This window comes from Flavobacterium fontis (assembly GCF_900129405.1).
Taxonomy (GTDB): domain Bacteria; phylum Bacteroidota; class Bacteroidia; order Flavobacteriales; family Flavobacteriaceae; genus Flavobacterium; species Flavobacterium fontis.
This window is the reverse complement of record NZ_FQVQ01000010.1, coordinates 37,447-60,698: the sequence shown is the minus strand read 5'-3', so window position 1 is coordinate 60,698 and position 23,252 is coordinate 37,447. Positions and strand designations below refer to the sequence as shown.

General features: G+C 42.8%; 24 protein-coding genes and 1 tRNA gene. 5 read left to right on the top strand and 20 right to left on the bottom strand.

Annotation, left to right across the window (positions count from 1 at the left end):
• The first annotated feature begins 1 nt into the window (after position 1).
• The gene (locus tag BUC17_RS09295; protein WP_073363595.1) at positions 2 to 868 is read left to right on the top strand and encodes a rhomboid family intramembrane serine protease; all 867 of its coding nucleotides are present in this window, start codon (positions 2 to 4) and stop codon (positions 866 to 868) included.
• Positions 868 to 1,920 carry an endonuclease/exonuclease/phosphatase family protein gene (locus BUC17_RS09290; protein WP_073363593.1) on the top strand — a complete coding sequence of 351 codons (1,053 nt, stop codon included), beginning with the start codon at positions 868 to 870 and terminating at the stop codon, positions 1,918 to 1,920. The genes BUC17_RS09295 and BUC17_RS09290 overlap by 1 nt, the downstream gene beginning before the upstream one ends.
• Here the strand turns inward: BUC17_RS09290 and BUC17_RS09285 are convergent.
• From BUC17_RS09285 to BUC17_RS14095, 10 genes are all read right to left on the bottom strand, one after another.
• Complete coding sequence (locus BUC17_RS09285) at positions 1,906 to 2,529, bottom strand: WbqC family protein (RefSeq protein WP_083544850.1); 624 nt, start codon at positions 2,527 to 2,529, stop codon at positions 1,906 to 1,908. The two genes, BUC17_RS09290 and BUC17_RS09285, sit on opposite strands and share 15 nt — an antisense overlap.
• Positions 2,530 to 2,531: 2 nt before the next feature.
• Entirely contained in the window at positions 2,532 to 4,130 is a 1,599-nt protein-coding gene (gene lepB, locus BUC17_RS09280) for a signal peptidase I (RefSeq protein ID WP_073363590.1), read from the bottom strand.
• Between the two features lie 12 nt (positions 4,131 to 4,142).
• Positions 4,143 to 4,841 (bottom strand): 4-hydroxy-tetrahydrodipicolinate reductase, encoded by a 699-nt coding sequence (gene dapB, locus BUC17_RS09275; protein ID WP_073363588.1) that lies wholly within the window; start codon positions 4,839 to 4,841, stop codon positions 4,143 to 4,145.
• A 35-nt stretch (positions 4,842 to 4,876) separates the two neighbouring features.
• Complete coding sequence (locus tag BUC17_RS09270) at positions 4,877 to 5,449, bottom strand: DUF5683 domain-containing protein (RefSeq protein ID WP_083544847.1); 573 nt, start codon at positions 5,447 to 5,449, stop codon at positions 4,877 to 4,879.
• Positions 5,446 to 6,348 (bottom strand): ParB/RepB/Spo0J family partition protein, encoded by a 903-nt coding sequence (locus BUC17_RS09265; RefSeq protein WP_073363584.1) that lies wholly within the window; start codon positions 6,346 to 6,348, stop codon positions 5,446 to 5,448. The genes BUC17_RS09270 and BUC17_RS09265 overlap by 4 nt, the downstream gene beginning before the upstream one ends.
• A 5-nt stretch (positions 6,349 to 6,353) precedes the next feature.
• Positions 6,354 to 7,118 carry a ParA family protein gene (locus BUC17_RS09260; protein WP_073363583.1) on the bottom strand — a complete coding sequence of 255 codons (765 nt, stop codon included), beginning with the start codon at positions 7,116 to 7,118 and terminating at the stop codon, positions 6,354 to 6,356.
• A 166-nt stretch (positions 7,119 to 7,284) separates the two neighbouring features.
• Positions 7,285 to 8,166 (bottom strand): SDR family oxidoreductase, encoded by an 882-nt coding sequence (locus BUC17_RS09255; RefSeq protein WP_073363581.1) that lies wholly within the window; start codon positions 8,164 to 8,166, stop codon positions 7,285 to 7,287.
• A 396-nt stretch (positions 8,167 to 8,562) separates the two neighbouring features.
• Positions 8,563 to 9,495 (bottom strand): T9SS type A sorting domain-containing protein, encoded by a 933-nt coding sequence (locus BUC17_RS09250; protein ID WP_143161768.1) that lies wholly within the window; start codon positions 9,493 to 9,495, stop codon positions 8,563 to 8,565.
• A gap of 185 nt (positions 9,496 to 9,680) precedes the next feature.
• Positions 9,681 to 10,601, bottom strand: coding sequence for a LysR family transcriptional regulator (locus BUC17_RS09245; protein WP_073363578.1), 921 nt, complete (start codon positions 10,599 to 10,601; stop codon positions 9,681 to 9,683).
• Positions 10,602 to 10,722: 121 nt separating this feature from the next.
• Positions 10,723 to 10,893, bottom strand: a complete 171-nt coding sequence (locus BUC17_RS14095) for a hypothetical protein (RefSeq protein WP_159433943.1) — start codon at positions 10,891 to 10,893, stop codon at positions 10,723 to 10,725.
• 93 nt (positions 10,894 to 10,986) lie between these two features.
• Here BUC17_RS14095 and BUC17_RS09240 point away from each other — a divergent pair, with 93 nt between their 5' ends.
• Together BUC17_RS09240 and BUC17_RS09235 are read left to right on the top strand one after the other, a co-directional pair.
• Complete coding sequence (locus tag BUC17_RS09240; RefSeq protein ID WP_073363695.1) at positions 10,987 to 12,123, top strand: methionine aminotransferase; 1,137 nt, start codon at positions 10,987 to 10,989, stop codon at positions 12,121 to 12,123.
• A 36-nt stretch (positions 12,124 to 12,159) separates the two neighbouring features.
• Positions 12,160 to 12,233 (top strand) — tRNA-Pro (locus tag BUC17_RS09235).
• A 477-nt stretch (positions 12,234 to 12,710) separates the two neighbouring features.
• Here the strand turns inward: BUC17_RS09235 and scpA are convergent.
• The 7 genes from scpA to BUC17_RS09195 all read right to left on the bottom strand — a co-directional run bounded on the left by scpA (position 12,711) and on the right by BUC17_RS09195 (position 20,509).
• Positions 12,711 to 14,834 (bottom strand): methylmalonyl-CoA mutase, encoded by a 2,124-nt coding sequence (gene scpA / locus BUC17_RS09225; RefSeq protein WP_143161767.1) that lies wholly within the window; start codon positions 14,832 to 14,834, stop codon positions 12,711 to 12,713.
• 2 nt (positions 14,835 to 14,836) lie between these two features.
• Positions 14,837 to 16,201, bottom strand: coding sequence for a methylmalonyl-CoA mutase subunit beta (locus BUC17_RS09220; protein ID WP_073363575.1), 1,365 nt, complete (start codon positions 16,199 to 16,201; stop codon positions 14,837 to 14,839).
• A 120-nt stretch (positions 16,202 to 16,321) separates the two neighbouring features.
• Complete coding sequence (locus tag BUC17_RS09215; RefSeq protein ID WP_073363574.1) at positions 16,322 to 16,675, bottom strand: FtsB family cell division protein; 354 nt, start codon at positions 16,673 to 16,675, stop codon at positions 16,322 to 16,324.
• 6 nt (positions 16,676 to 16,681) lie between these two features.
• The gene (gene udk, locus BUC17_RS09210; RefSeq protein ID WP_073363693.1) at positions 16,682 to 17,290 is read right to left on the bottom strand and encodes a uridine kinase; all 609 of its coding nucleotides are present in this window, start codon (positions 17,288 to 17,290) and stop codon (positions 16,682 to 16,684) included.
• 107 nt (positions 17,291 to 17,397) lie between these two features.
• Positions 17,398 to 18,162: a TIGR02757 family protein gene (locus BUC17_RS09205; protein WP_073363572.1), complete on the bottom strand. Its 765-nt coding sequence runs from the start codon at positions 18,160 to 18,162 to the stop codon at positions 17,398 to 17,400.
• On the bottom strand, positions 18,140 to 19,849 hold the full coding sequence (locus tag BUC17_RS09200; protein ID WP_143161766.1) for an LIC_10190 family membrane protein: 1,710 nt from the start codon (positions 19,847 to 19,849) through the stop codon (positions 18,140 to 18,142). The genes BUC17_RS09205 and BUC17_RS09200 overlap by 23 nt, the downstream gene beginning before the upstream one ends.
• Before the next feature lie 3 nt (positions 19,850 to 19,852).
• A complete protein-coding gene (locus tag BUC17_RS09195; protein ID WP_073363691.1) occupies positions 19,853 to 20,509 on the bottom strand; it encodes an ABC transporter ATP-binding protein in 657 nt (218 codons plus the stop codon).
• A gap of 150 nt (positions 20,510 to 20,659) precedes the next feature.
• Between BUC17_RS09195 and folE the strand changes: the two genes are divergently transcribed.
• Positions 20,660 to 21,334 carry a GTP cyclohydrolase I FolE gene (folE, locus tag BUC17_RS09190; protein WP_073363569.1) on the top strand — a complete coding sequence of 225 codons (675 nt, stop codon included), beginning with the start codon at positions 20,660 to 20,662 and terminating at the stop codon, positions 21,332 to 21,334.
• A gap of 22 nt (positions 21,335 to 21,356) precedes the next feature.
• Here the strand turns inward: folE and BUC17_RS09185 are convergent, their stop codons facing one another.
• The 3 genes from BUC17_RS09185 to BUC17_RS09175 all read right to left on the bottom strand — a co-directional run bounded on the left by BUC17_RS09185 (position 21,357) and on the right by BUC17_RS09175 (position 23,171).
• Entirely contained in the window at positions 21,357 to 21,674 is a 318-nt protein-coding gene (locus tag BUC17_RS09185) for a DUF6787 family protein (RefSeq protein WP_073363567.1), read from the bottom strand.
• 20 nt (positions 21,675 to 21,694) lie between these two features.
• Positions 21,695 to 22,129, bottom strand: coding sequence for a DUF6146 family protein (locus tag BUC17_RS09180; RefSeq protein ID WP_073363566.1), 435 nt, complete (start codon positions 22,127 to 22,129; stop codon positions 21,695 to 21,697).
• An 85-nt stretch (positions 22,130 to 22,214) separates the two neighbouring features.
• On the bottom strand, positions 22,215 to 23,171 hold the full coding sequence (locus tag BUC17_RS09175) for a D-2-hydroxyacid dehydrogenase (RefSeq protein WP_073363564.1): 957 nt from the start codon (positions 23,169 to 23,171) through the stop codon (positions 22,215 to 22,217).
• Positions 23,172 to 23,252: the final 81 nt, after the last annotated feature.

Here is a 23,252-nt window from a genome sequence, read left to right as displayed (position 1 = left end):
TATGCGTATCTGGGAAGATATCAAATTACAATACCGAATTGGCGGCATCGTTAATCAGGTTATTTACTGGAATGTAGGCGTTTTTATTCTGGCCATTCCTTTCTTTTACCAATTTCGTGAAGGATTTTTTGCCTATCCCGATTGGTTGGCCTTGTCTTCGAGTTTCAACGCTTGGTTGTTTAAGCCATGGACCTTAATCTCGTATGGTTTTTTGCATTCCGGATTTTTTCACCTGTTTTTCAATATGGTCATGCTCAATTTTGCAGGGCGACTGTTTCAAACCTTTTTTACCCAAAAGCAATTTTTGGGGATGTACCTCTTCAGCCTCTTGTTTTCGGGATTGGCTTACAGTATTGCCTATACTTTGTTGGGCGGTAACGGCATCATTGTAGGGGCTTCAGGAGCTGTTTTGGCCGTTTTAACCGCGGTCACCGTTTACCAACCGCTTATGGAGTTACGATTGTTACTGATTGGAAACGTAAAGCTATGGCATGTAACAGGGGTTATTTTACTCTTAGACGTTTTGCAAATCTCCATGTCGAATACAGGCGGACATATCGCACATCTCGCGGGGGCAACCTTTGGGGTTCTCTACATGAAGTTGTTGCAATCGGGTACAGACTTAAGTCAACCGGTGACGAAAATTATTACTTTTTTTGCTACTTTAGGGCAACCCAAATCGAAGTCGCCGTTTACCCGTGTGCACAAAAATCCGCAACGGAAAACAACAAGCACCACCTCTAAAGTGGTTTTAAAAGACAAAAAACAACAACAAATTGATGAGATTTTAGATAAAATTAGTCAATCGGGTTATGACAGTTTAACCCAAGCGGAAAAAGAATTTTTATTTCGAGCAGGAAACGAATAATGCGCAAATTATCACGATTTAATAAGCTGATGTTAGGGTTGAATGTGACGGTGGTCATACTCACCTTCATTGCTTATGTACTTCCGTTTTTAGCGCCAAAATTTTTCCCTTTTTTATCGGTACTTACCCTTGTTTTGCCTTTCTTTCTTATTGTCAATGCCCTATTTTTTGTCTATTGGCTTCTTCAAATGAAACGGCAAATGATTGCCTCCGGATTGGTGTTGATTTTGGGCATTACCTTTATCAATAAATTCTATAAATTCTCCGCCCTTGATTTACCTAAAGAAGAAGGCGATATGGTTGTGATGAGTTATAATGTTCGCTTGTTCAATCTTTTTCAATGGCTTCCCAGTCCACATGTCAAAGAAGATATTCGCCGTTTCATCAATGAGATGAATCCTGATGTATTGTGTTTGCAAGAGTATTCTGAAAATGCGGGCGTTGATTTGCGGGTGTATAAGTACCGAACAGTATTCATGCAAGGTTATCAAATAAAGTCGGGACAGGCTATTTTTTCTAAGTATCCGATTATTGACGAAGGACAAATCGCTTTTGAAGGGTCGGATAATATGTTGGTGTACGCTGATATTCGGAAAGGAAGGGATACGCTGCGCGTGTACAACATGCATTTACAATCCATCAAAATTTCACCCGATGTGAATGAGATGGAACAGCACGTCGATTCCATCAACAAGCGCAAATCGACTATGGTGCTGCATCGCATTTCGGAAGCATTCAAAAAGCAGCAAATTCAAGCCGAAGAATTAATGGAGCATAAAAAAGAATGCCGCTACCCGATGATTATCTGTGGTGACATGAATAACAGTGCCTTTTCGTATGTGTATCGCGGCATCAAAGGCGACTTGAATGATTGTTTTGAAGAAGCGGGAAAAGGATTTGGCGCAACGTATAATTTTAAATACTATCCGGCACGTATCGATTATATTTTTGCCGATCGTCGTTTTAAAGTGAAGTCCTTTCAACATTTTCCTGAATTCAAGAACTCCGACCACTTTCCAATTGTAACCCGTATTAAGTTAGAGCCCCGCTAACGATTGTCGTTTCAGATAATCCAAAGCGCGTCGTCCTTCGTTAAAGAGTAAATCAAGGATACTAAGGTTGTTTAAGAAACCGTGTTTATCCCCAAAAACTTGAACGTAGGGTTCAATCAGGGTAGGATCTTTTTTTCCTTGAATTAAATAGCGAAAATCCAAAACATCGGTCACTTCTTTATGGTACTCCTCTGTTTCTTCGTAGGGGAAGTCCAAACCTAAACAGTGGGAAACAATTTCTAAGGTTTGGTAATTTAAATCCCAAAGGAATTCGTGTTTTTTTTCAAAAATCGGTCGTAAATCATCTTCAAAATATTCAAAAAAAGGCGACGTTCGGTAGGCGGCTTCTAGCGATTTAAAATGCTGTTTTTGCCAATCAAAAGCGGTTTCCAAACGCACATCGCGCATTTTTTGGTGTCCTTCTTTTATATGTTTGATGGGAACATTCAACAATTGCAATCCGTTGGGACTGTAGATGTACATTCGGTTGCGGTGGGTTTGTTTTTGAAAATGATCGCCCGTTTCAAAAACTACATGCGAAGCTTTTGCTAAGGCAACAAATGTACTTATAGAAGGGAAATATCCGGGATGTAATAATACTTTGGACACGATTATTGTTCTTCCGATTGTTTTGCTTTTCTCTTTTTCCAGAAATATTCGCCTACAAAGTACAACGCCAATGCAACCAAGAAATATTTGAAGTACGATTGGGGTTGTCCTTCGCCACTAACCGTTGTAAACATGCGGTCCCAACGAATACTCCAATTTTTAAATCCTTTGTCAAAGTTTTTCACACTCATCCAAATGAAAATTGGTTTCCCTACAATGTGATCCTCAGGTACATACCCCCAAAAACGACTGTCTTCCGAGCGGTGACGGTTATCTCCCATCATCCAATAGTAGTTTTGTTTAAAAGTGTAAGAGGTACTCGGTTTTCCATTGATGAAAATTTCACCATTGCGAATCTGAAGGGTATTGTTTTCGTATTCTTGGATGATTTTTTTGTAAAAGGGTAAACTTTTCAAATCCAAAGCTACTGTTGCCCCAGCTTTAGGAATGTAAATCGGCCCGTAATTATCGATGTTCCAGGGTTTAGTATACGGAAAAACACTTAAACTAGCCTCTTTAAAAATAATCCGTTCCACTTTTTTAATCCCCGTAACGGTGCGTAATTTCTTAGCCACATCATCGGTCATGGCATTAATGAAAAGTGTATCGCTCTCCCAACGGCCATTGGCAACTCCACCGCCGTCAGTAACATCATTTTCCTCTAAAAAAGGAGTAATATCAGAAAATTGCTTATGGTCATACGTTACAGTATACGAATACTGCGGTTTAGCACGTTCAGGTAAAACTAGGGGTTTACCATTTACATATACTATTCCCTCTTTGATTTGTAAACTATCGCCAGGAATACCAAGACATCGTTTAACATAATTGGACTTCTTATCAACCGGTTTGAGGTACTTTCGGTCTTTGACAAAGAATTCCGCTACCGTATCAGCGGGCCAGTTGAATACCACGATGTCATTGTTTTTTACCGTTTCAAATCCGGGGATACGCAAATAAGGTAATTGTAATTTTTGTTTCCACGAATTTGGATTTTCATCATCGTAGAGGTAAGATTTTTTTCGTAATAACGGGATAGTATCATGCACCATAGGCGCGGCAACTGTGGTGTTGGGCACCCTTGCACCGTAGTGAAACTTACTCACAAATAAGAAGTCGCCTACCAAAAGCGATTTCTCCAAAGAGGAGGTTGGAATCGTGAACGGTTGAATAAAATAGGTGTGAACAAAAGTAGCCACAACAATGGCAAACAGAATCGAACTGACTGTTTCTCCCGTTTTGGTAGCGGGATGGGTGCTGCGTTCGGCTTCATAGGTAAGCGGTTGGGTGTAGTTTACATAGTAGAGGTACAATCCCAATGTAAATACGACCAAAGCGGTATCGCCGGTCGATTTTTTACCAAAACTTCGCAAGGTTTCTACCCAAACCACTGGGATGACAATCAAATTAATGATGGGTATAAAAAATAAAAGCAGCCACCAGGAGGGACGCTTCACTATTTTCAACAAAACAACGGCATTGTACAGCGGTACAAAAGCTTCCCATGCTTTACGACCTGCAGCCACATAGAATTTCCACGTTCCAGCGGCATGGATCACTTGGATAATCAGGATAAAAACGAACCATTGTGTAAATGTCATAATACTCTATTTTTATAAATCTAAAACGTCTTTCATGGTAAACACCCCTTTGCGTGTAGCAAGCCATTCAGCGGCAAGAACAGCTCCGTAGGCAAATCCCTCTCGGTTGTGCGCGGTGTGTTTGATTTCAATAGTATCAACAGCAGAACGGTAAAAAATGCTGTGGGTACCGGGAACATCATTTTCTCGCTTTACATCAATATAAAGCTTATCTGTCGCCTCGGCCTCTAAACTCCATTGGGTAAAAGGAGTGTAGGGGAGTAGCCCCTCGGCCAAAGTAATGGCAGTACCGCTGGGTTTGTCTAATTTTTGGGTATGATGAATTTCTTCCATATCCACGGCATATTGCGGGAATTTAGCCATCAATTGCGCTAATTTTTGATTTAATTCAAAAAACAAGTTCACGCCCAAGCTGAAATTTGAACCATATAAAAACGCACCATTTTGTTTTTCACAAAGCGCTTTCATGGCCTCATACTGCGCGAGCCAACCCGTAGTGCCCGAAACAACAGGGATGCCGTTTTGAAGACAGGCAGTTATATTTTCGACTGCCGCATCAGGAATACTAAAATCAATGGCAACATCGGCGGTTTCTAAACCTTCAAAGCTGTCTTGACGCGTTTTTCGTAACACGATAGCATGACCGCGTTCCAAGGCGATTCGCTCGATAACTTTACCCATTTTTCCATACCCTAATAACGCGATGTTCATACCTATTTAGTAGCGGTTTTTGTTGGTTTGTTACATTAAAACTTAAAGCTGATGCCCAAACCGAGTTGCCGGCGCTGGGTGAGGTCGTTCTGAATCAAGTCGGGTTGAAGCGTGAGTTTGTCGCTCACATTGTACTGCATCAAATGTGCATCAACATTGGCATCGACAATATTTAGAATGTAGAAAACGCCAATCAATAAAGCTGATAAATCCCGATTTCGTTGGTAAAAACGTTGGGCTTGTATCAATCGCGACGTGTCTAGATATGAGAATTCATCATCGGTAAAGCCCAACAAACGGCGCTTGTAAGCATCCCGATAATCGTTGTATTTGTTGTTGTTGGTAATGTAAAAATAAACGGTGGTTCCCAAAGCGGCATAGACTAAGGGGATTTTCCAATACTTTTTGTTGTACGCCTGACCCAAACCCGGAATTACCGCCGAATAAAAAGCTGCGCGCGAAGGGGCAAGCATGTTGATCGGTTTGGCGGGGGTATTAAGACTATCCGTGGGTTTCACAGGGGGTGTCGGTGCAGGCATTTGTTGTGCCCAACCGGTAGAGATTGCTAAACAACCCCAGCAAAAGAGTATGTAAATCCAACGAATCACCCTTTTTGCAACAATTTGAGTATCCGGTTAAAGTCCTCCTCCGAATGAAAAGGAACCGAAATTTTCCCTTTCCCATTGCCTCCGATTTTTACTTCTACATTTGCGCCAAAGAATTCGGTCATCGTTTTTTGGTGCGAAGGGGCTACAGCAAAAGAGGTGCCCTTTTTGCTCTTGGGAGCAGTTGGTTTTTGACCCTCTTGGTATTTTTTTACCAAGGCCTCAGTTTCGCGAACGGAAAGATTTTGACTGATGATTTTGTGATAAATATCGGCTTGTGCTTCGTGATCTTCAATGTTGATGATGGCACGTCCGTGACCCATGGAGATAAAACCGTCGCGAATTCCCGTTTGAATAATCGGATCCAATTTTAACAAACGCAAATAATTGGCAATCGTTGAGCGTTTTTTGCCTACACGATCGCTCATTTGCTCTTGCGTTAATTGAATTTCTTCCATCAAACGTTGGTACGAAAGTGCAATTTCGATGGGGTCTAAGTCATGACGCTGAATATTCTCAACCAAAGCCATCACCAAAGATTCATTATCATTGGCGATGCGAATATAGGCGGGAATTGTCGTAAGTCCCACCAACTTTGAAGCGCGCAAACGGCGTTCCCCAGAAATTAATTGGTATTGATTGAAGTCAAGCTTTCGGACCGTGATGGGTTGGATAACCCCCAATTCACGAATCGATGTTGCCAATTCTTGTAAGGCTTCTTCATTGAAATTGGAACGGGGTTGAAACGGGTTGATGGCTACTGCATCGATATCAATTTCCAAAATAGAACCGATGAGTTTATCGGCATTTTTATCTTCAACCGAACGAATATCGTTGTCTGGATCTTTCAATAAAGCCGACAATCCACGTCCCAGCGCTTGTTTTTTAATTGCTTTTGTCATACCCCTTAACTATTTTTTTTAATCACCTCTTCGGCCAAACTTAAGTAGTTGGTAGCTCCTTTGCTGGTCGCATCGAAGTTGATGATACTTTCCCCAAAACTAGGGGCTTCACTCAATTTTACATTGCGTTGAATGATGGTTTTGAACACCATATCATTGAAGTGTTTTTGTACTTCTTCAACCACTTGATTGGACAAACGTAAACGTGAATCGTACATGGTGAGGAGCATTCCTTCAATATCCAAGGCTGGATTGTGAATTTTTTGGACACTTTTGACGGTATTGAGCAATTTCCCCAATCCTTCCAAGGCAAAATATTCGCACTGGATCGGAATAATCACCGAATCCGCCGCAGTCAACGCGTTCAACGTGAGTAATCCCAACGAAGGCGCGCAGTCGATTAAAATGTAATCATAGTGGTTGCGAATGTCTTTTAAGGCTTCGCGCAACATGTATTCGCGGTTTTCTTTATCGACCAATTCGATTTCAATCGCTACCAAATCAATGTGGGCCGGAATGACATCTACATTAGGCGAAGTGCTCTGCACCACAGCTTCCGAAGGGATGTTGCTGTGTTCTAAAATTTGATACGTACCGATAGCCACCGATTCAACATCAATTCCTAATCCTGAAGTAGCATTGGCTTGTGGGTCGGCGTCAATAAGTAATACTTTTTTTTCTAAAACACCTAAAGAGGCCGCCAAATTAACCGAAGTTGTGGTTTTGCCGACACCGCCTTTTTGATTTGCAATTGCAATGATTTTACCCATGAAAATTCGCGTCAAATTTAAGAGGTGTAAAAATACGCTTTTTTATGGTTTATTCAAGTCTTATTTGTTAACAATCGACTAAAGTTTGTCCTTCATTTCCGCTTAAAATCTGTGCAAGAGTACCTTACCTTTGGATACAAAAAAAGGGGTCGAACCCCTAATTTTATTACTTACTGCCCTTACTTTTTATCATCGTTTCGAGCATATCCCACATTTCTTGGGGTATCTTTTCCAAAATATTAAATTGCCCAGCACCTTGCAACCATTCACCGCCATCAATTGTTACTACTTCCCCGTTGATATACGCCGAAAAGTCCGAAACCAAATAGGCAGCTAAGTTGGCTAATTCTTGATGATCGCCCACACGACGCAAAGGTACTTTTTTGGACATATCAAATTTTTCGGCCAAATCTCCTGGCAGCAAGCGGTCCCATGCTCCCTTGGTTGGAAACGGACCCGGAGCAATGGCGTTCATACGAATACCATATTTTGCCCATTCCACGGCCAAACTACGAGTCATGGCGAGCACCCCTGCTTTGGCAGTTGCACTGGGAACAACATAGCCCGAACCGGTCCAAGCGTAGGTCGTGACAATATTCAACACATTGCAATTGGTTTGTTGGGCGGCGATCCAATGCTTTCCAAACGCCAAGGTACAGTTTTTGGTTCCTTTTAAAACAATATCAATAATCGTATCAAAGGCATTGGCCGACAAGCGCTCGGTGGGCGAGATAAAGTTTCCGGCTGCATTGTTCAACAACACGTCGACTTTGCCATACTTTGCGATGACTGCCGCCAACATTGCTTCGACTTGGTCGTAATGCCGCACATCACAGGCGAGCGGTAAACAAGTTCCTCCCGTGGCAGCTTCCAATTCGGCAGCCGTGGTTGTTAACTTGTCTAAGTCCCGAGAGGTAATGGCTACTTGAGCGCCCAATTCCATAAAATATTTTGTCATGGCTTTCCCTAAGCCACTTCCACCGCCAGTAACAACAATGGTTTTTCCTTCCAAAGCTCCGTCGCGAAGCATTTTAGCTGCAAAATTCATAGAGGTCTATTTTTCGTAAAGATAGGAATTAATTTTATATGCGCGCATAATAAAATTATTTTTTGGGGCGCCCCTCCTCACGTCGGCCGGGTCATCCGTTACAAGTCCGTTGGCTCCCTTCGTACGCCATCCGGGCTTTCCACTGCTACCCCTGGCGCGGATTAATGTGTCAATGTGTCAATGTGTCAATGTGTCGATATGCCGATTTGAAAATGAGGTAATTTGAAGATTTGAAAATGTTCCTTCTAATAAATATCTGTTGACTGACGACTTTCTCCACTTTCTCCACTTTTCCATACATTCATAATTCATAACCCATAATTCATAACTAAAAAAACCGAACCCAGTTTCCCAAGTTCGGCTTTTATAAGTAGTTTTCGAATTTAGTTTAGCTCCTTATCGTTTGATGATTTTTTGGGTATAGAAATGACTCGCATCTTGTGCAGTAACGATATAAATGCCCGAGGATAAGTCAGAAACATCCATAGTATATAAATAGTTGTTGTTATTTTCTAATTGATTCTGTCGGATACATTTGCCGCTAGTGTCAAATAATGAATAGGTAACCAACCCATTTAAATCACCCGGTTGTATTTGCAATGTACCATCTACAACTTCAGATATTAAACTGAATTCAGGTTTTGGAAGAGGATTTGTTACAACTAATGCATTGAAATTAGTAACCACATTGTCCACGATCAATCGGGTGCCAAATACTGGTGTTTGTCCTTCTTTTGCTGTTTTCAAAGTAATGTACATGTAGGAGGGTGTTGAACTCGTATTGAAAGGAATAAAACTATATAAGTATTCAAAATTATTTCCTGTGGCGACTAAGTCAATGGTGGTCGAACCTATTTCTTCTCCCAGTTCATCGAGCACGGTTATTTTTGCCTCACCTGTTTCATTTCCAAAGGGTAAGAATTTATAATACAATCCCAATAGGGTGACATTGGCTCCGGGTTCAATAGGCACTCCAGCATTCCAGCCTGGACTGTCTAATTCAGGATTGTTAAATATTGATGCTTCAGCCATTATAACTTCATTTCGTGTTGTATTAAATCCATTGGATAACTCCATGGCATACATACCCGATTGACTTTCTGTGGTAGCGAATACAAAAGAAGGGATCGACCAAGGATACTGGATTTGATCCATTTCGGTTTCCCCTGTTGTCGGGTTTATGCTAACCAATTGCACAAAATCCATACCCCAATTGGAAGGGAGAAAATTCTCTTTAACAATTTCAAAATCGCCATTGACTACTTGGGCAAAACCACACCAACTAAGAAGAAAGGCGGTCAAACTGGAAATAAGATAATTTTTTTTCATTGGATTTAATTTTTCGCTTTTTGATTGATGATAGGTTGTCCAAAAGTACAATTTGTTTCAATTGAGACTTCTATTTTTCATTTCTATGGAGAATTGAGGAATGCTAAGGACGCTAGCCAATATATGATTTACATTAAGTAAACAACAGAAATGATATGTTTATGAACATTCGAAGAATACTAGTTTCACAGTTGTTCGGTCCAACCAAAATGATTTTGAATGATGGTGGATTTATTTTCAAGTAGGTAATTTTTATAGGCCTCAGCTACCGGTGATAGGTTTTTGGATTTCATCCAAATCATGTTCCACTGCGACGATTGGGGGAGTCCTTCGGCGGGTATGATTTGCACATCGCCGTTTTGCAACTCATTTTTAATCCCAATCACGGGCATGATAGAGCACCCGAGTCCAGCCATAATGGCTTGCTTGACGGCTTCATTGCCAGTGAGTTCCATCTTTTTGGTTCCCTTGCTGTCCAATTGGTTTAAAAACCGTTCCATCACAAAGCGACTGCCCGAACCTGCTTCCCGATAAATTAGAGGTAAGGCTTGTATGGCCTCGAGGGTCAGCGGTTTTTTGGGCATGGGAAAATCGCGGTTGGCCACAAGCACGAGTTGGTTTTCCATCAGCGGAATGCTTTGCACGGATAAATCGGGGAAAAGCGACACGAGAGCAAAATCAACTTCATTATTTTCGAGCGAACGTACGACCCTATTTTTATTGGTAACATCCAACACAAGCTCTACTTCGGTATGTTGTTTTAAAAAGTCGGCGAGTAAAAACGGAATCACATATTTCCCAGTAGACACCGAGGTGATACTCAATTTTCCACTTAGTTTACCTTTGTAAGCCATCGTTTTGTAGTTGATAGCTTGCACTTCGTTTAATATATTTTGGGCCGCACGTGCGATTTCCATTCCAAATTCGGTGACATACAACTGTCGTCCTACTACTTCGGTTAGCGGAATATCAAATTGATCCTGAAAATTACGCAACTGAATCGATACAGCGGGTTGGGTGAGGTAGAGTTGCTCTGCTGCTTTCGTGATGCTTTTGGTTTCGGTAACTTTCAAAAACACTTGCAATTGGTGTAGGGTGTAATTCATAACCTTTTTTTATGGATAAGTAACAAATATATCTATTTTTTTTATGCTACTTGTAAAAAGGAAGTATTAATGTGTTTATGTGTCAATGTGTCGATGTGTCAATGAGTTAATGGTTAGGTACTTATTCTTTTAAGTTGGCAACCATGCGTTCCAAATAGGGGAGTAATTTTTTATCACTTTTGAGGTCAGAGGCAATTAACCAACGATGAAAATTTTTTGAATCCTTTTTTATAAAATACCCTTGCAGAATGTTGTAAGCATTTTCGGCTTTATAAGTGGTGTCAGTTATCATTGGTAAATAATGATTAAAAGTATCTTCAGCTGTTTGATCACTAACTTTGGTTGATTGCCTTATTCCTACTATCTTCGTGAAAAAAGTGAAGGGATGGTGTCCAAATTTCCTCAGATGGGTTCTAGTATTTTTTCTGAAATGTCGCAATTGGCAGTGCAATATAATGCGATCAATTTGTCGCAGGGGTTTCCAGATTTCCCCATTGATGATCGGTTGAAGTTGCATTTGGCGCAAGCCGCAGAGTCCCATTTTCATCAATACGTGCCTATGGCTGGTTATGGTCCTTTGCTGGAACGTTTGGCCACCTTAACAGAAACGCAATACGGTCGTTTGATCAATCCGCAACATGAAATACTGGTTACCGCGGGTGCGACGCAGGGAATTTTTGCGGCCATCCAGGCGTTGGTTCATCCGGGCGATGAGGTTATCGTACTGGATCCGAGTTACGATTGTTATACTACACCTATCCATTTGGTGTCAGCACATCCGGTGCGAGTGCCGCTGGGCGCTGATTTCTTACCCGATTGGCCCCAAATTGAAGGTGCTGTGTGTTCGCGTACCCGAATGATTATTATCAACACTCCTCACAATCCCTCGGGGCGGGTTTGGAACTCAAGTGATTATCTTGCTTTACAAAAATTGGTTGCACAGCATCCGCAGCTACTCGTGCTATCGGATGAGGTGTATGAGTACATCACCTTTGCCTCTCGCCCCCAATCCGTGCATCAATATCCACAGTTATGGGAGCGTTGTATTTCGGTTTCTTCCTTTGGAAAATCATTCCATTGCACCGGTTGGAAAGTGGGTTATATGGTAGCCTCTGAACCGCTCATGCGCGAGATTAAAAAGGTACATCAATTTTTGGTTTTCAGTGTCAATTCGGTGGCCCAAGTAGCTTTAACTGCCTATTTGGAGGAAGTGTCCGTAGCTTTGTTAGGTGATTTCTATCGTCAAAAACGCGATTATTTCGCCCGTTTGATGCAAACGACCGCTTTTACTTTACTTCCTTGTGAAGGTTCCTATTTTCAGTTGGTTAGTTGGCCAACGGCGCATGTTGAATCGGATATGAAATTGGTGCGACGTATGGTACAAGAGGTGGGAGTTGCTGCAATTCCGCTATCGCCCTTCTATGAGCATCCGCCTCAAAATCAACACCTTCGATTTTGTTTTGCCAAATCCGATACCACCCTCGAGCAAGCCGTTGAAAGATTACAAAAAATAAAATTTTGAAACGTAAAAAAAACTTTATATTTGCATCGCTCAAATCGGGATGTAGCGCAGCCTGGTAGCGTACTAGCATGGGGTGCTAGGGGTCGCTGGTTCGAATCCAGTCATCCCGACCGAAGAAAACCGGACAGTGTCCGGTTTTTTTGTGGGTATCCTGAGCGCAAAATTCATTTTGCAGCGAAAGGATACCCACAAAAAAACAACTGCGAAGCGGTTGGATTTAGAGTCGCAGTCTCAGTCTCAGTCTCAGTAGTAGTCGCAGTCTCAGTCTCAGTCTCAGTAGTAGTCACAGTCGCAGTCGCAGTCTCAGTCTAAGTCACAGTCGTAGTCTCAGTCGCAGTCGCAGTCGCAGTCACAGTCTCAGTCTCAGTCTCAGTCTCAGTTGCATTCGCAGTCGCAGTCACAGTCTCAGTCTCAGTCTCAGTCTCAGTTGCATTCGCAGTCGCAGTCACAGTCTCAGTCTCAGTCTCAGTCACAGTCTCAGTCTCAGTCGCAGTTGCAGTCGCAGTCTCAGTCGCAGTCTCAGTCTCAGTCACAATCGCAGTCGCAGTCACAGTCGCAGTCTCAGTCGCAGGCCCGAAGGGTGTAGATTATTCTTCCAAAAGCACTTCCAAAATTTGAATCGCAGCTTCACTAATTTTTGTCCCTGGACCGAACACAGCGACCGCGCCGGCATCAAACAAGAATTGGTAATCTTGTGCCGGAATGACACCGCCTACAATCACCATGATATCTTCACGACCGTAGCGTTTTAATTCTTCTATAACTTGGGGGACTAAGGTTTTATGTCCCGCTGCCAAAGACGATACACCCAAAATATGTACATCATTTTCTACCGCTTGTTTGGCGGCTTCGGCAGGGGTTTGAAACAAAGGACCAATGTCTACATCAAAACCTACGTCGGCATAGCCCGTAGCAACCACTTTCGCCCCCCGATCGTGGCCGTCTTGTCCCATTTTGGCAATCATAATCCGCGGACGACGACCCTCTTTTTGGGCAAAAGCATCGGCTAATTGTTGCGCTTTGGCAAAACTTTCATCGTTTTTAATTTCTTTACTATACACGCCGCTAAAACTTCTAATTTGGGCTTTATACCTGCCGAAAACAGACTCTAAAGCATCACTAATTTCACCCAAAGTGGCACGCAATCGGGCCGCTTCTACCGCTAAAAATAATAAATTATCGCCACCGTTTTTCGCCGATGCTGTAATACGTGCTAAAGCCGCTTGGACCGCTTGGGTATCGCGGCTTGCTTTGATTTGTTCCAAACGTTCGATTTGCTGACGGCGTACGGTTTGGTTGTCTACTTCCAAAATATGCAAAGGATCTTCTTTGTCCAATCGGAATTGGTTCACCCCAACAATCACATCTTGTCCGCTGTCAATACGGGCTTGTTTTCGAGCGGCCGCCTCTTCAATACGCAATTTCGGAATTCCCGCTTCAATCGCTTTGGTCATCCCGCCGAGTGACTCCACTTCTTCAATTAAAGCCCAGGCTTTTTCGGCAATTTCGGCGGTTAATTTCTCGACATAAAAACTGCCTGCCCAAGGATCGACAGTTTTGCAGATTTTGGTTTCTTCTTGCAAATAAATTTGCGTATTTCGGGCTATGCGCGCCGAGAAATCAGTGGGTAATGCAATGGCTTCATCCAAGGCATTAGTATGTAAGGATTGGGTTCCCCCAAACGCAGCTGCTGCGGCTTCAATTGTGGTTCGAGCTACATTGTTGAACGGATCTTGCTCGGTTAAACTCCAACCCGATGTTTGGCAATGTGTGCGCAAGGCCAAGGATTTATCGTCTTTCGGTTGGAACTGCTTTAGCAATTTGGCCCACAGCATCCGACCGGCACGCATTTTTGCAATTTCCATAAAATGGTTCATCCCAATCGCCCAAAAGAACGACAATCGAGGCGCAAAACTGTCGATGTCCATTCCAGCAGCCATTCCCGTTCGAATGTACTCTAATCCGTCGGCAAGGGTATACGCCAACTCAATATCGGCGGTTGCGCCCGCTTCTTGCATGTGGTAGCCTGAAATCGAAATCGAGTTGAACTTTGGCATATTTTTACTCGTATATTCAAAGATATCGGCAATGATTTTCATCGAGGGGGTAGGCGGATAAATGTAGGTATTCCGCACCATGAACTCTTTTAAAATGTCGTTTTGAATCGTACCCGACAATAAATGGGGGGCTACCCCTTGTTCTTCGGCGGCTACAATATAAAAAGCCATAATGGGTAAAACAGCACCGTTCATGGTCATGGAAACCGACATTTCATCCAGTGGGATTTGATCGAATAAGATTTTCATATCCTCCACCGAATCAATCGCCACGCCTGCTTTTCCTACGTCGCCCACCACGCGTTCGTGATCGGAGTCGTAGCCGCGATGCGTAGCCAAGTCGAAGGCTACCGAAAGTCCTTTTTGACCGGCGGCTAAATTACGACGGTAAAAGGCATTACTTTCTTCAGCAGTCGAAAATCCCGCATACTGCCGAATTGTCCAAGGACGTCGCACATACATGGTGGCATAGGGTCCCCGTAAGTTGGGGGCAAAACCCGCTCCAAAATCCAAATGCGTCAATCCTTCTAAATCCGATTCACTGTAACTCGATTTGACCGTAATTCCTTCTGCCGTTGTAAAATGCTCTGTTGCATGAACTGTTGTTTCTGCGGTAGCAGAGGGGAGGGTTAGGTGTTGTATATTTTTTCGCATCACTATTCTTCTGAAGCTAAACGTTCTTGTTCCATTTTTTCAGCCCAACGTTTTTCGATTATCGGACTAATTAGCGTTTTTCGTGGATTTTGTTTCACAAACGGATACAATTCCAAATCGCCCTTCATGCGGTCATTTTTGTTGGGGTATTTGTTGGTTCCCAATAAAACTTCTTTCCCGCTATCAAAGGCTTCCTGCTCTTTTTGGGCACTTTCATTGATTTTACGTTGAATGGTACCTTCCATCAATTGAGTGATAAAGCCGCCATGGGCCTCAATATCTTTAAACAATGCCAAGGCTTTTTCGGCTAATTGTTGGGTTATCGTTTCAATATAATACGCGCCATCGGCAGGGTTGTGGACTTTATCAAAATAACTTTCGTGTTTTAAAATCAACAACTGATTTCGTGCAATTCGGTCCCCAAATTCATTGTCTTTATGGTACAACGCATCATACGGTAAATTGGCAACAAAATCGGCTCCACCCAATACGGCACTCATGCATTCGGTGGTGGTACGCAACATATTTACGTTGTAATCGTACAAGGTTTTATTGCGGCGGCTTGGCGTAACGAGAATACGTACCTCATGTTCATGGCCGTATTCTTTGGCCAAAGTGGTAAACAACAACCGTAGGGCACGCAATTTGGCGATTTCAAAAAAGTAATTCGATCCCACCGCTACATTCACCGTGAAAGGATGTGGGTGTTGGGGAATACGGTTAAAATATTCGTTGGCATGGGCCAACGTATAGGCTAATTGTTGCACTCCATTGGCCCCTGCATTTTGATACAAACTGCTGTCAATCGAAAGAAAAGGGATAGGGCTGTTCTGGGCGATGTGGTGGATCTTCTCAAAATCCTTTTCTAAATTTTCAAACCAGTTCCCATCTCTTCCGAGTTGCCCGATGGGGTCAATTTGAAGGATGAAATGCGCTTGGTGTTGCAGGGCAAATTGCTGCAGTTGATTTACGAAATCGATTTCAAGAAAAGGCAAATAAAAAAAATAAGGGATATCTTTTAGAGGCAAATTTTGCATTAAATCGCCCAGGGAGATTGCCTTATTTTCGAGGGTAAATCGAATGCATTCGGCGCCACGTTGTAGCGTGTCGAGTGCCCGTGCATTGGACTTGGCCACATCATGGACAAAGATATTTTGCGTGATTTTAAATCCATTTGTCGGACGCCCGGAAGGCAACGAAAGTTCAAATTCGTCGCGGTGGTAAAAGGGTTTTATTTTAATCCCTTCGGGGCTTTCCCAAACCAAGGTTTCGTTGTAATCGGCACCTTTGAGTTCGTACTGGATTTGCTGTTTCCATTGTTTGGAGGAAACGGCATCAAATTCTTGAAAGAGGTTGTTCTGACTCACGAATGCTGTTTTAGTATTTTATATTCTAGAATGACGTCGGCGGTATAGCCCCGATGGGAGCAAACTACCCTGCCGACAGGCATGTAGTGCGGACAGCGGGAATGACGTTCCATGGATGTACTAAAGTTTTGCTCCTTCAATACTATCTTTACGGCGTTGTTCCTCGATATCAATAATGTAGATATCTTCGCTATCGCGTTTCATGTAATATTTTTCACGAGCATAGCGTTCGATATGCCCCGGGTAATTCATTTCTTTGATGCTTTTTTCGTCTTTGGTAATTTCCTCTTGGTAATAAGCTTTGTTCTCTTCGAGTTCCTTAATTTCTTTATCCAAAATGCGGTGGTCGAAGTAGGCGTAATTGTCCAAAAACAACATCCAAACCACAAAGAATATCAAAACCAGCGTATATCGGCTTCCCAAAAAGCGAAGGAAGGGATAATTGGCAATAAGATTTTGATACCACTGTTTCATCGTCGGTTAGGCAATTCGTTGGTTAATCACCGCGCGCACCACATCGATGGCTACGGTATTGTATTTGTCGTTAGGAATGATAATATCGGCGAAGGCTTTGGTGGGTTCGATAAACTGTTGGTGCATGGGTTTTAAGGTCGTTTGGTAACGATTCAGCACTTCTTCCATGTCACGACCACGTTCGGCGATATCTCGTTTTAAGCGGCGAATCAACCGTTCGTCGGAGTCGGCATGCACAAACACTTTTACGTCAAACATATCGCGTAGTTCGGGACTGTTGAAAATCAAAATCCCCTCGACAATCATCACCTTCCGCGGATGGGTGATCACGGTATCCTCGGTGCGGTTGTGCGTGACAAAGGAGTACACGGGTTGCTCAATGGTTTTTCCCGCTTTTAAATCCTGTAAATGCGCAACCAGCAGTTCAAAATCAATAGCCCGCGGATGATCAAAATTAATCATACTGCGTTCTTCGTAACTCAAATGAGGATGGTGTTTGTAATACGAATCTTGGGAAATGATGCCCACCTCCGTTTGCGGAAGCTCATTCATAATTTGGTGTACTACCGTGGTTTTTCCAGAGCCTGTTCCTCCGGCAATTCCAATTATCAGCATGGGTGTTGTTTTCAGTGTTGAACCAGTAGACAAAAATAGCAATTTTTGTTCGATAGCCACCTACCTAAAGGCGACAAATCTTGCAAATTTAGTATCGTTTTGTACGCCTAAAATTGTTCAAACACGCCCAAGCCAAACAAGGCAAAGTCATATTTCACAGGATCGTAGGGGTCCAACGCTCGTAGGGCTGTGTCCAATTCGACCAGGGCTTTGGCATCATTTTGCTTTCGCGAAAGGAGTCCGAGTTTACGCGCCACATTGCCCGAATGCACGTCGAGTGGACACGATAAGGCCGCCATGGGGATGTTTTTCCAAAGGCCTAAATCCACCCCTTTTTTGTCTTGACGCACCATCCAACGCAAGAACATATTAATGCGTTTGGCGGCTGAGTTATTCAGGGGGTCGGAAATGTGTTTTTGGGTTCGTTCCTCATGGGCGATTTCAAAAAAATGCTTTTTAAAGGCACTGATGGCGGGCTGCATCGAGTGTGATGTATGATATTTTTCAAAGAGCGCTTCCATGCCGCCATGTTGGGTATACACATGCCGCAACCCTCGAATAAAGGTTTTCACATCGGTGGCGTTAAACGTTCGATGCACAAATCCGTCCAACGGCTCCAAGTGGGATTCCCGATGCGTCATCACAAAATCATAGGGCGCATTTCCCATTCGTTCGATAAGACTTTGCGCTGATTTGATTATCATTTTTCGGTTGCCCCAAGCGATGGTAGCGGCCAAAAAACCTGCAATTTCAATATCTTCTTTTTGGCTGAATTGATGGGGAATTTGAATCGGATCGGAGGAAATAAAATCGGGACGATTATACCGTTCTACCTTTTCATTCAAAAAATCACGGAGTTCGTTGGGTGTCATCGGGGAGGTATTTGGAATAAAAACCGTCTTTCAGGTTATTGGTACGCTGTTGCGGAATTAAATGAAAATACGTTTTGAAATACTCGATTTGTTCTTTATTGACGGTGGGTAGAGGACCGTTATAGGTACCCCAGAAGAAGTCGTTACTCTTGGGACTGTAATAGTTCAAATTCCCTTCTTTGAGGGATTCAAAGTACATTTGGTATTTGGAGTTGGGGTGGGGTGTTAGCGTATATTCGGGTTTGAAATGGCTGAGTTCCAACATAAATCGATAGTTGGAAAATCGGTTTAAATTCACAGGAACCAAAACCGCCCAAAACACGGGTAGTAGACTGATAAAAAGCAAACTATAGACGGCTTTCCGTTGTGAAATTACCAAGCTAAGCCAAAGGCATGTTAAAAACAAAATCCCGTTGAGGAAGAAGCGGTATTGGGGTGAGGTGGCAAATAAAACACCCAACTGAATGACGAGTATTCCATACACCACGCGGTATCCTTTTTCTTTGATTATGAAAAAGACAAAGGGCGTAAGTACGAGTAAAAGCACTTCTAATTTATTGAACAATCCATTCATTTTGGGGAGTTGCAGCCAACGTAAAAATAGCTCCCAACGCGAAAAGGCGTCGTAGTTCTCAGTGGTGAGAAAGTAGCCATATTTCTTCAGTTCTTCGTAATAAAAATGCTCGATTTCAGGGGGTAGGGAATAATCAAAATACTGTCCCGAAAACAGCTGGGAAGGAAAAACGGGGACCCCACAAGTGATTACATTTTTGACGACAAATAATCCTAGGGTCAACCCACAAAGCAAGGCTACTTTGGGGAAACAAATGTTGAGCGTTTTAAAATGGACCACAAACCAATACAACGGCAACAAAGCTAAAGTTAACGCTGTATTTTTGGCCAAAAGCGTGAAAAGCACTAAAAAGGTCAGTTGTACAAAAGTTGCCCTCGTGGGCTGATGAAACTCGGTAATAAAAAGATAAAAAATGAGAAAACTGAGCACATAAACAACAACATCAGGGGAAGGCGCACTGATAAATTGAAAGAGAAGTAGAGCGGTTATGGGAAACAAGCCCACCACTAAATCTATTCGTTTTTTACGTTCAAAATAGATGGATAATCGCTCCATAGCGAAGGCAAATCCATACCACAAGAGTAGGCCACTTAGGTCATTGAATCGATCGTAGAGAAAGGAGAAATTAAAAGCACTTTGGGCAATATGCCATCCACTCAATTGCCCTAAAAAGAAATGCAAGTTGATCAAGCCTTTGACCAAGCCGTATTCATTGAGCCACTTGATATTTTGAATGTAATACGATTCATTGTCAATCACATAGGGCGCCGAAGCACATTGAGCCAAAAGAAGTAAGCTAACCACTACGAAGTAACCCTTTAAGGGCCATGACCAGGCTTGAAAACGGAGATACGATTGGAATACCGCTCTTTTCCACAACGGGTAATAGCGCCAGCCCAAAAAAACATTGAGGACCAACAATGCCAGATGAAATTCCCAGTGAATTCGACCGAAAAACGCCCAAACACCGGCAAAAAAAGTTACCAATCCCAATCCCAAAATGGTTTTTACGAGCGGAATTCTTACCTGAGTTTTGAGCCATTGATTTCCTGCTGTTCCCCAGATCAAGAGGGTAAACGCTATGTACATCCAAGAAATCAGTATAAGAAGCATGGGCTAACTCATTTTTCCGTCGACCATCACCAACTTACGGTCGGCTTGGTTGGCCAATTCCTCATTGTGCGTGACAATAACAAAGGTTTGTCCCAACTCGTCGCGCAATTTGAAAAACAATTGATGCAAATTTTCGGCTGAAGCAGTGTCTAAATTCCCCGAAGGTTCGTCGGCAAAAATCACTGCGGGCTGGTTGATTAGCGCACGGGCCACGGCTACCCGTTGCTGTTCCCCTCCAGAGAGTTCGGCGGGTTTATGGTGTAAACGTTCGCCCAAACCTAAGTATTCCAAATGTTTTTTGGCAGCAGCCTCCGCTTCGGTTTTCGATTTTCCAGCGATAAAGGCAGGAATACACACGTTTTCAAGCGCGGTGAATTCAGGCAAGAGTTGGTGAAATTGAAAGATGAAACCTAACTTTTGGTTCCGAAAGGCCGACAGTTTTTTGTCGCGTAAGGCCAACACATCGACGCCATCAATCGTGAGGGAGGCCGCTCCTTTATCGGGGTGATCGAGGGTGCCCAACAGTTGCAGCAAGGTGGTTTTTCCCGCACCAGAAGCCCCTACAATAGAAACAATTTCTCCTTTTTCAATCGTTAAATCGACTCCTTTGAGCACATGCAATTGGTCGTAGTGTTTGTGGATATTTTTGGCCGCTATCATCGATTCCATTTTTTACAAAGAAACGAAGAAAAATGGGAATACCACAAGGGGTAACCCGTAAACTCATCCACTTGACAGCTATTAAATATTCGTTAAAGTCCGCTTTTTGTTTAATAAAAACGTACATTTGTTAGACAAAATTTAAAACCCATGAACACCGTCACAGAAAAAGAATTGTATGAAATCCTTGGTGATGATCACCAAATGACCGCTGCCGACACCCCTTTACGTCCGGATGCTTTCGTCAAAACGGATGCGGAGAAGATGACGGTAATCGAGCATCATTTTGAGCAAATAATGGAAGCCCTCGGGTTGGACCTTACCGACGACAGTTTGCGAGGCACTCCCCACCGGGTAGCCAAAATGTATGTGCAAGAAATTTTTTCAGGATTACACCCTGACAACAAACCCAAAATCTCAGTTTTTGATAATTCGTACCACTACGATAAAATGTTGGTCGAAGCGAATATCAACTTCAACTCCACTTGTGAGCACCACTTTTTACCCATTATCGGTAAGGCACACATTGGCTATGTGTCCAATGGTAAAGTGATTGGCTTGTCAAAGCTGAATCGTATTGTTGATTATTTTGCCCGTCGTCCGCAGGTTCAAGAGCGTATGGTGATGCAAGTATTCAACGAACTCAAGACCGTGTTAGATACTGAGGATGTAATGGTGGTAATGGAAGCCAAACATTTATGTGTCTCAAGCCGAGGTATTAAAGACGAGACAAGTTTTACCTCTACCTTACAATACGGCGGTATTTTTGAGAAAAAAGAGTATCGAGACGACTTTTTCCGCTTGTTGGGAGAGAAGAATAGTTAATAGAAAGGGGCGGTAACGTCCCTTATTTTTTTTCAAATAAATCGACAAGGAATCCCAACTTCATGCCCCGCAACATTTTCTTTTCAAAAGTCCAAAAGAATTTAAACTGCCCAAAAAGAAAGCCGTAGCCCACCAACAATACTTGGTATACTGGAAAAATTCCCACAAAATAAATAAAGTAATACAACCCGACAGGAACAGTTTCCCGCGTAATTCCCACCCATGCCAATAAAGTTTTTGCCACATAAGCTGCCGTTGAACCCGTGAGTGCAAACACGAGTAATATCACAGCGTATTGCCAATTGGAGGTAATGTGGTATCGTTCTTTAAAGCTAGCCATAAGGGAACAAAGGTATCGAATTAGGGGCGAACATCAAAGAAGCCAAACCGTTGGTTGTGTTGCAACTGAAAGTAAATAAAAAAGTTGTAAATCAGGTAATTCACCTCATAACCATAGCGTATATTCGGATCGTAATCAATGCGCATATCATATTGTAATGCGTTATACCGACTTGCTTGATTTACACGACTGTTCCATTCTTGAACCCACAATCGATTACGACTCTCCAAAAATGTTTCCGAATAATACCCTCGGGGTCGTGCAAATGAGTCCAACCACCCATAAAATCCGGGTTCAATGATAATTACTTCATATTCTAAGGAGTCATTGGCAATCCGCAAGGTATCGCCTGAGGAAGTTTTTTGCACTACCGCAGTCGCATCGGACTTTGGGGCAGTAGTCGCGCAACTCCAAAGCATGAAGAGAAAAACGATAAATACACCGCCAATTTTCATGACTTAAAGGTACAAAAACCACGAAAGTTGTACGAAGATTTTACGTCCTTTTAACAAAAAAGCACCCCGAAGGATGCTTTCCGTATTATTTTTTACCCAACAGACCGATAATTTGCTCGGCCAATTCTGTTCCGATACGGTCTTGGGCTTCCAAAGTAGCCGCACCAATATGGGGCGTTAACGAGATTTTGGGGTGCATTAATAGTTGAATCTCCGGATGGGGTTCTTTTTCAAAAACATCCAATCCCGCAAATCCAATTTTTCCTTGGTCAAGTGCTTCCACCAATGCCACTTCATTGATCACACCTCCTCGAGCACAATTGACAATACCTGCCCCGTCTTTCATCAGCGCAAATTCTTCTTGGTCAATAATATATTTTTCTTGTGCTGGCACATGCAACGTGATGAAATCAGAGTGCTTGAGGACATCAGCCAAAGGTTCGGTGAGTATGTCCACATCGATAAACTGCCCGGTGTAAAATTCCACCCGAACCGTAGCCTTATCGATAAAACTATCCGCTGCAATCACACGCATTCCCAAGCCCAAAGCCATTTTTGCCACCGCTTGCCCAATGCGTCCAAAACCGATGATTCCTAAGGTTTTCCCGCGCAATTCGGTACCGTTGGCGTACGCCTTTTTTAACCCTTCAAAGTTGGAATCACCTTCCAAAGGCATGTTTCGGTTGGCATCTTGTAAAAAACGAACCCCCGTAAACAAATGGGCAAATACCAATTCGGCTACACTTTCCGACGAGGAAGCCGGGGTATTGATTACCTGAATTCCTTTGCTACGCGCATAATCTACATCGATGTTGTCCATTCCAACACCCCCACGGCCAATGATTTTGAGACCGGGGCAGGCATCGATAATGTCTTTACGAATCTTGGTGGCGCTGCGGACTAAGACGACTTCAATTCCTTTTTCATTGACAAAATTAGCCACTTGTTCTTGCGCTACTTTTGTAGTGATTACTTCATAACCGCCTTTTTCCAAGGCTGCAATTCCACTTTTGGAAATGCCATCGTTTGCTAAAACTTTCATTTGTATTGTATTTTTTTTTTGAAGCTATTCCGGCTATCCGCTGTATCTTTTATGCCGCTGTCGCTTCATAAAAGGATGCCG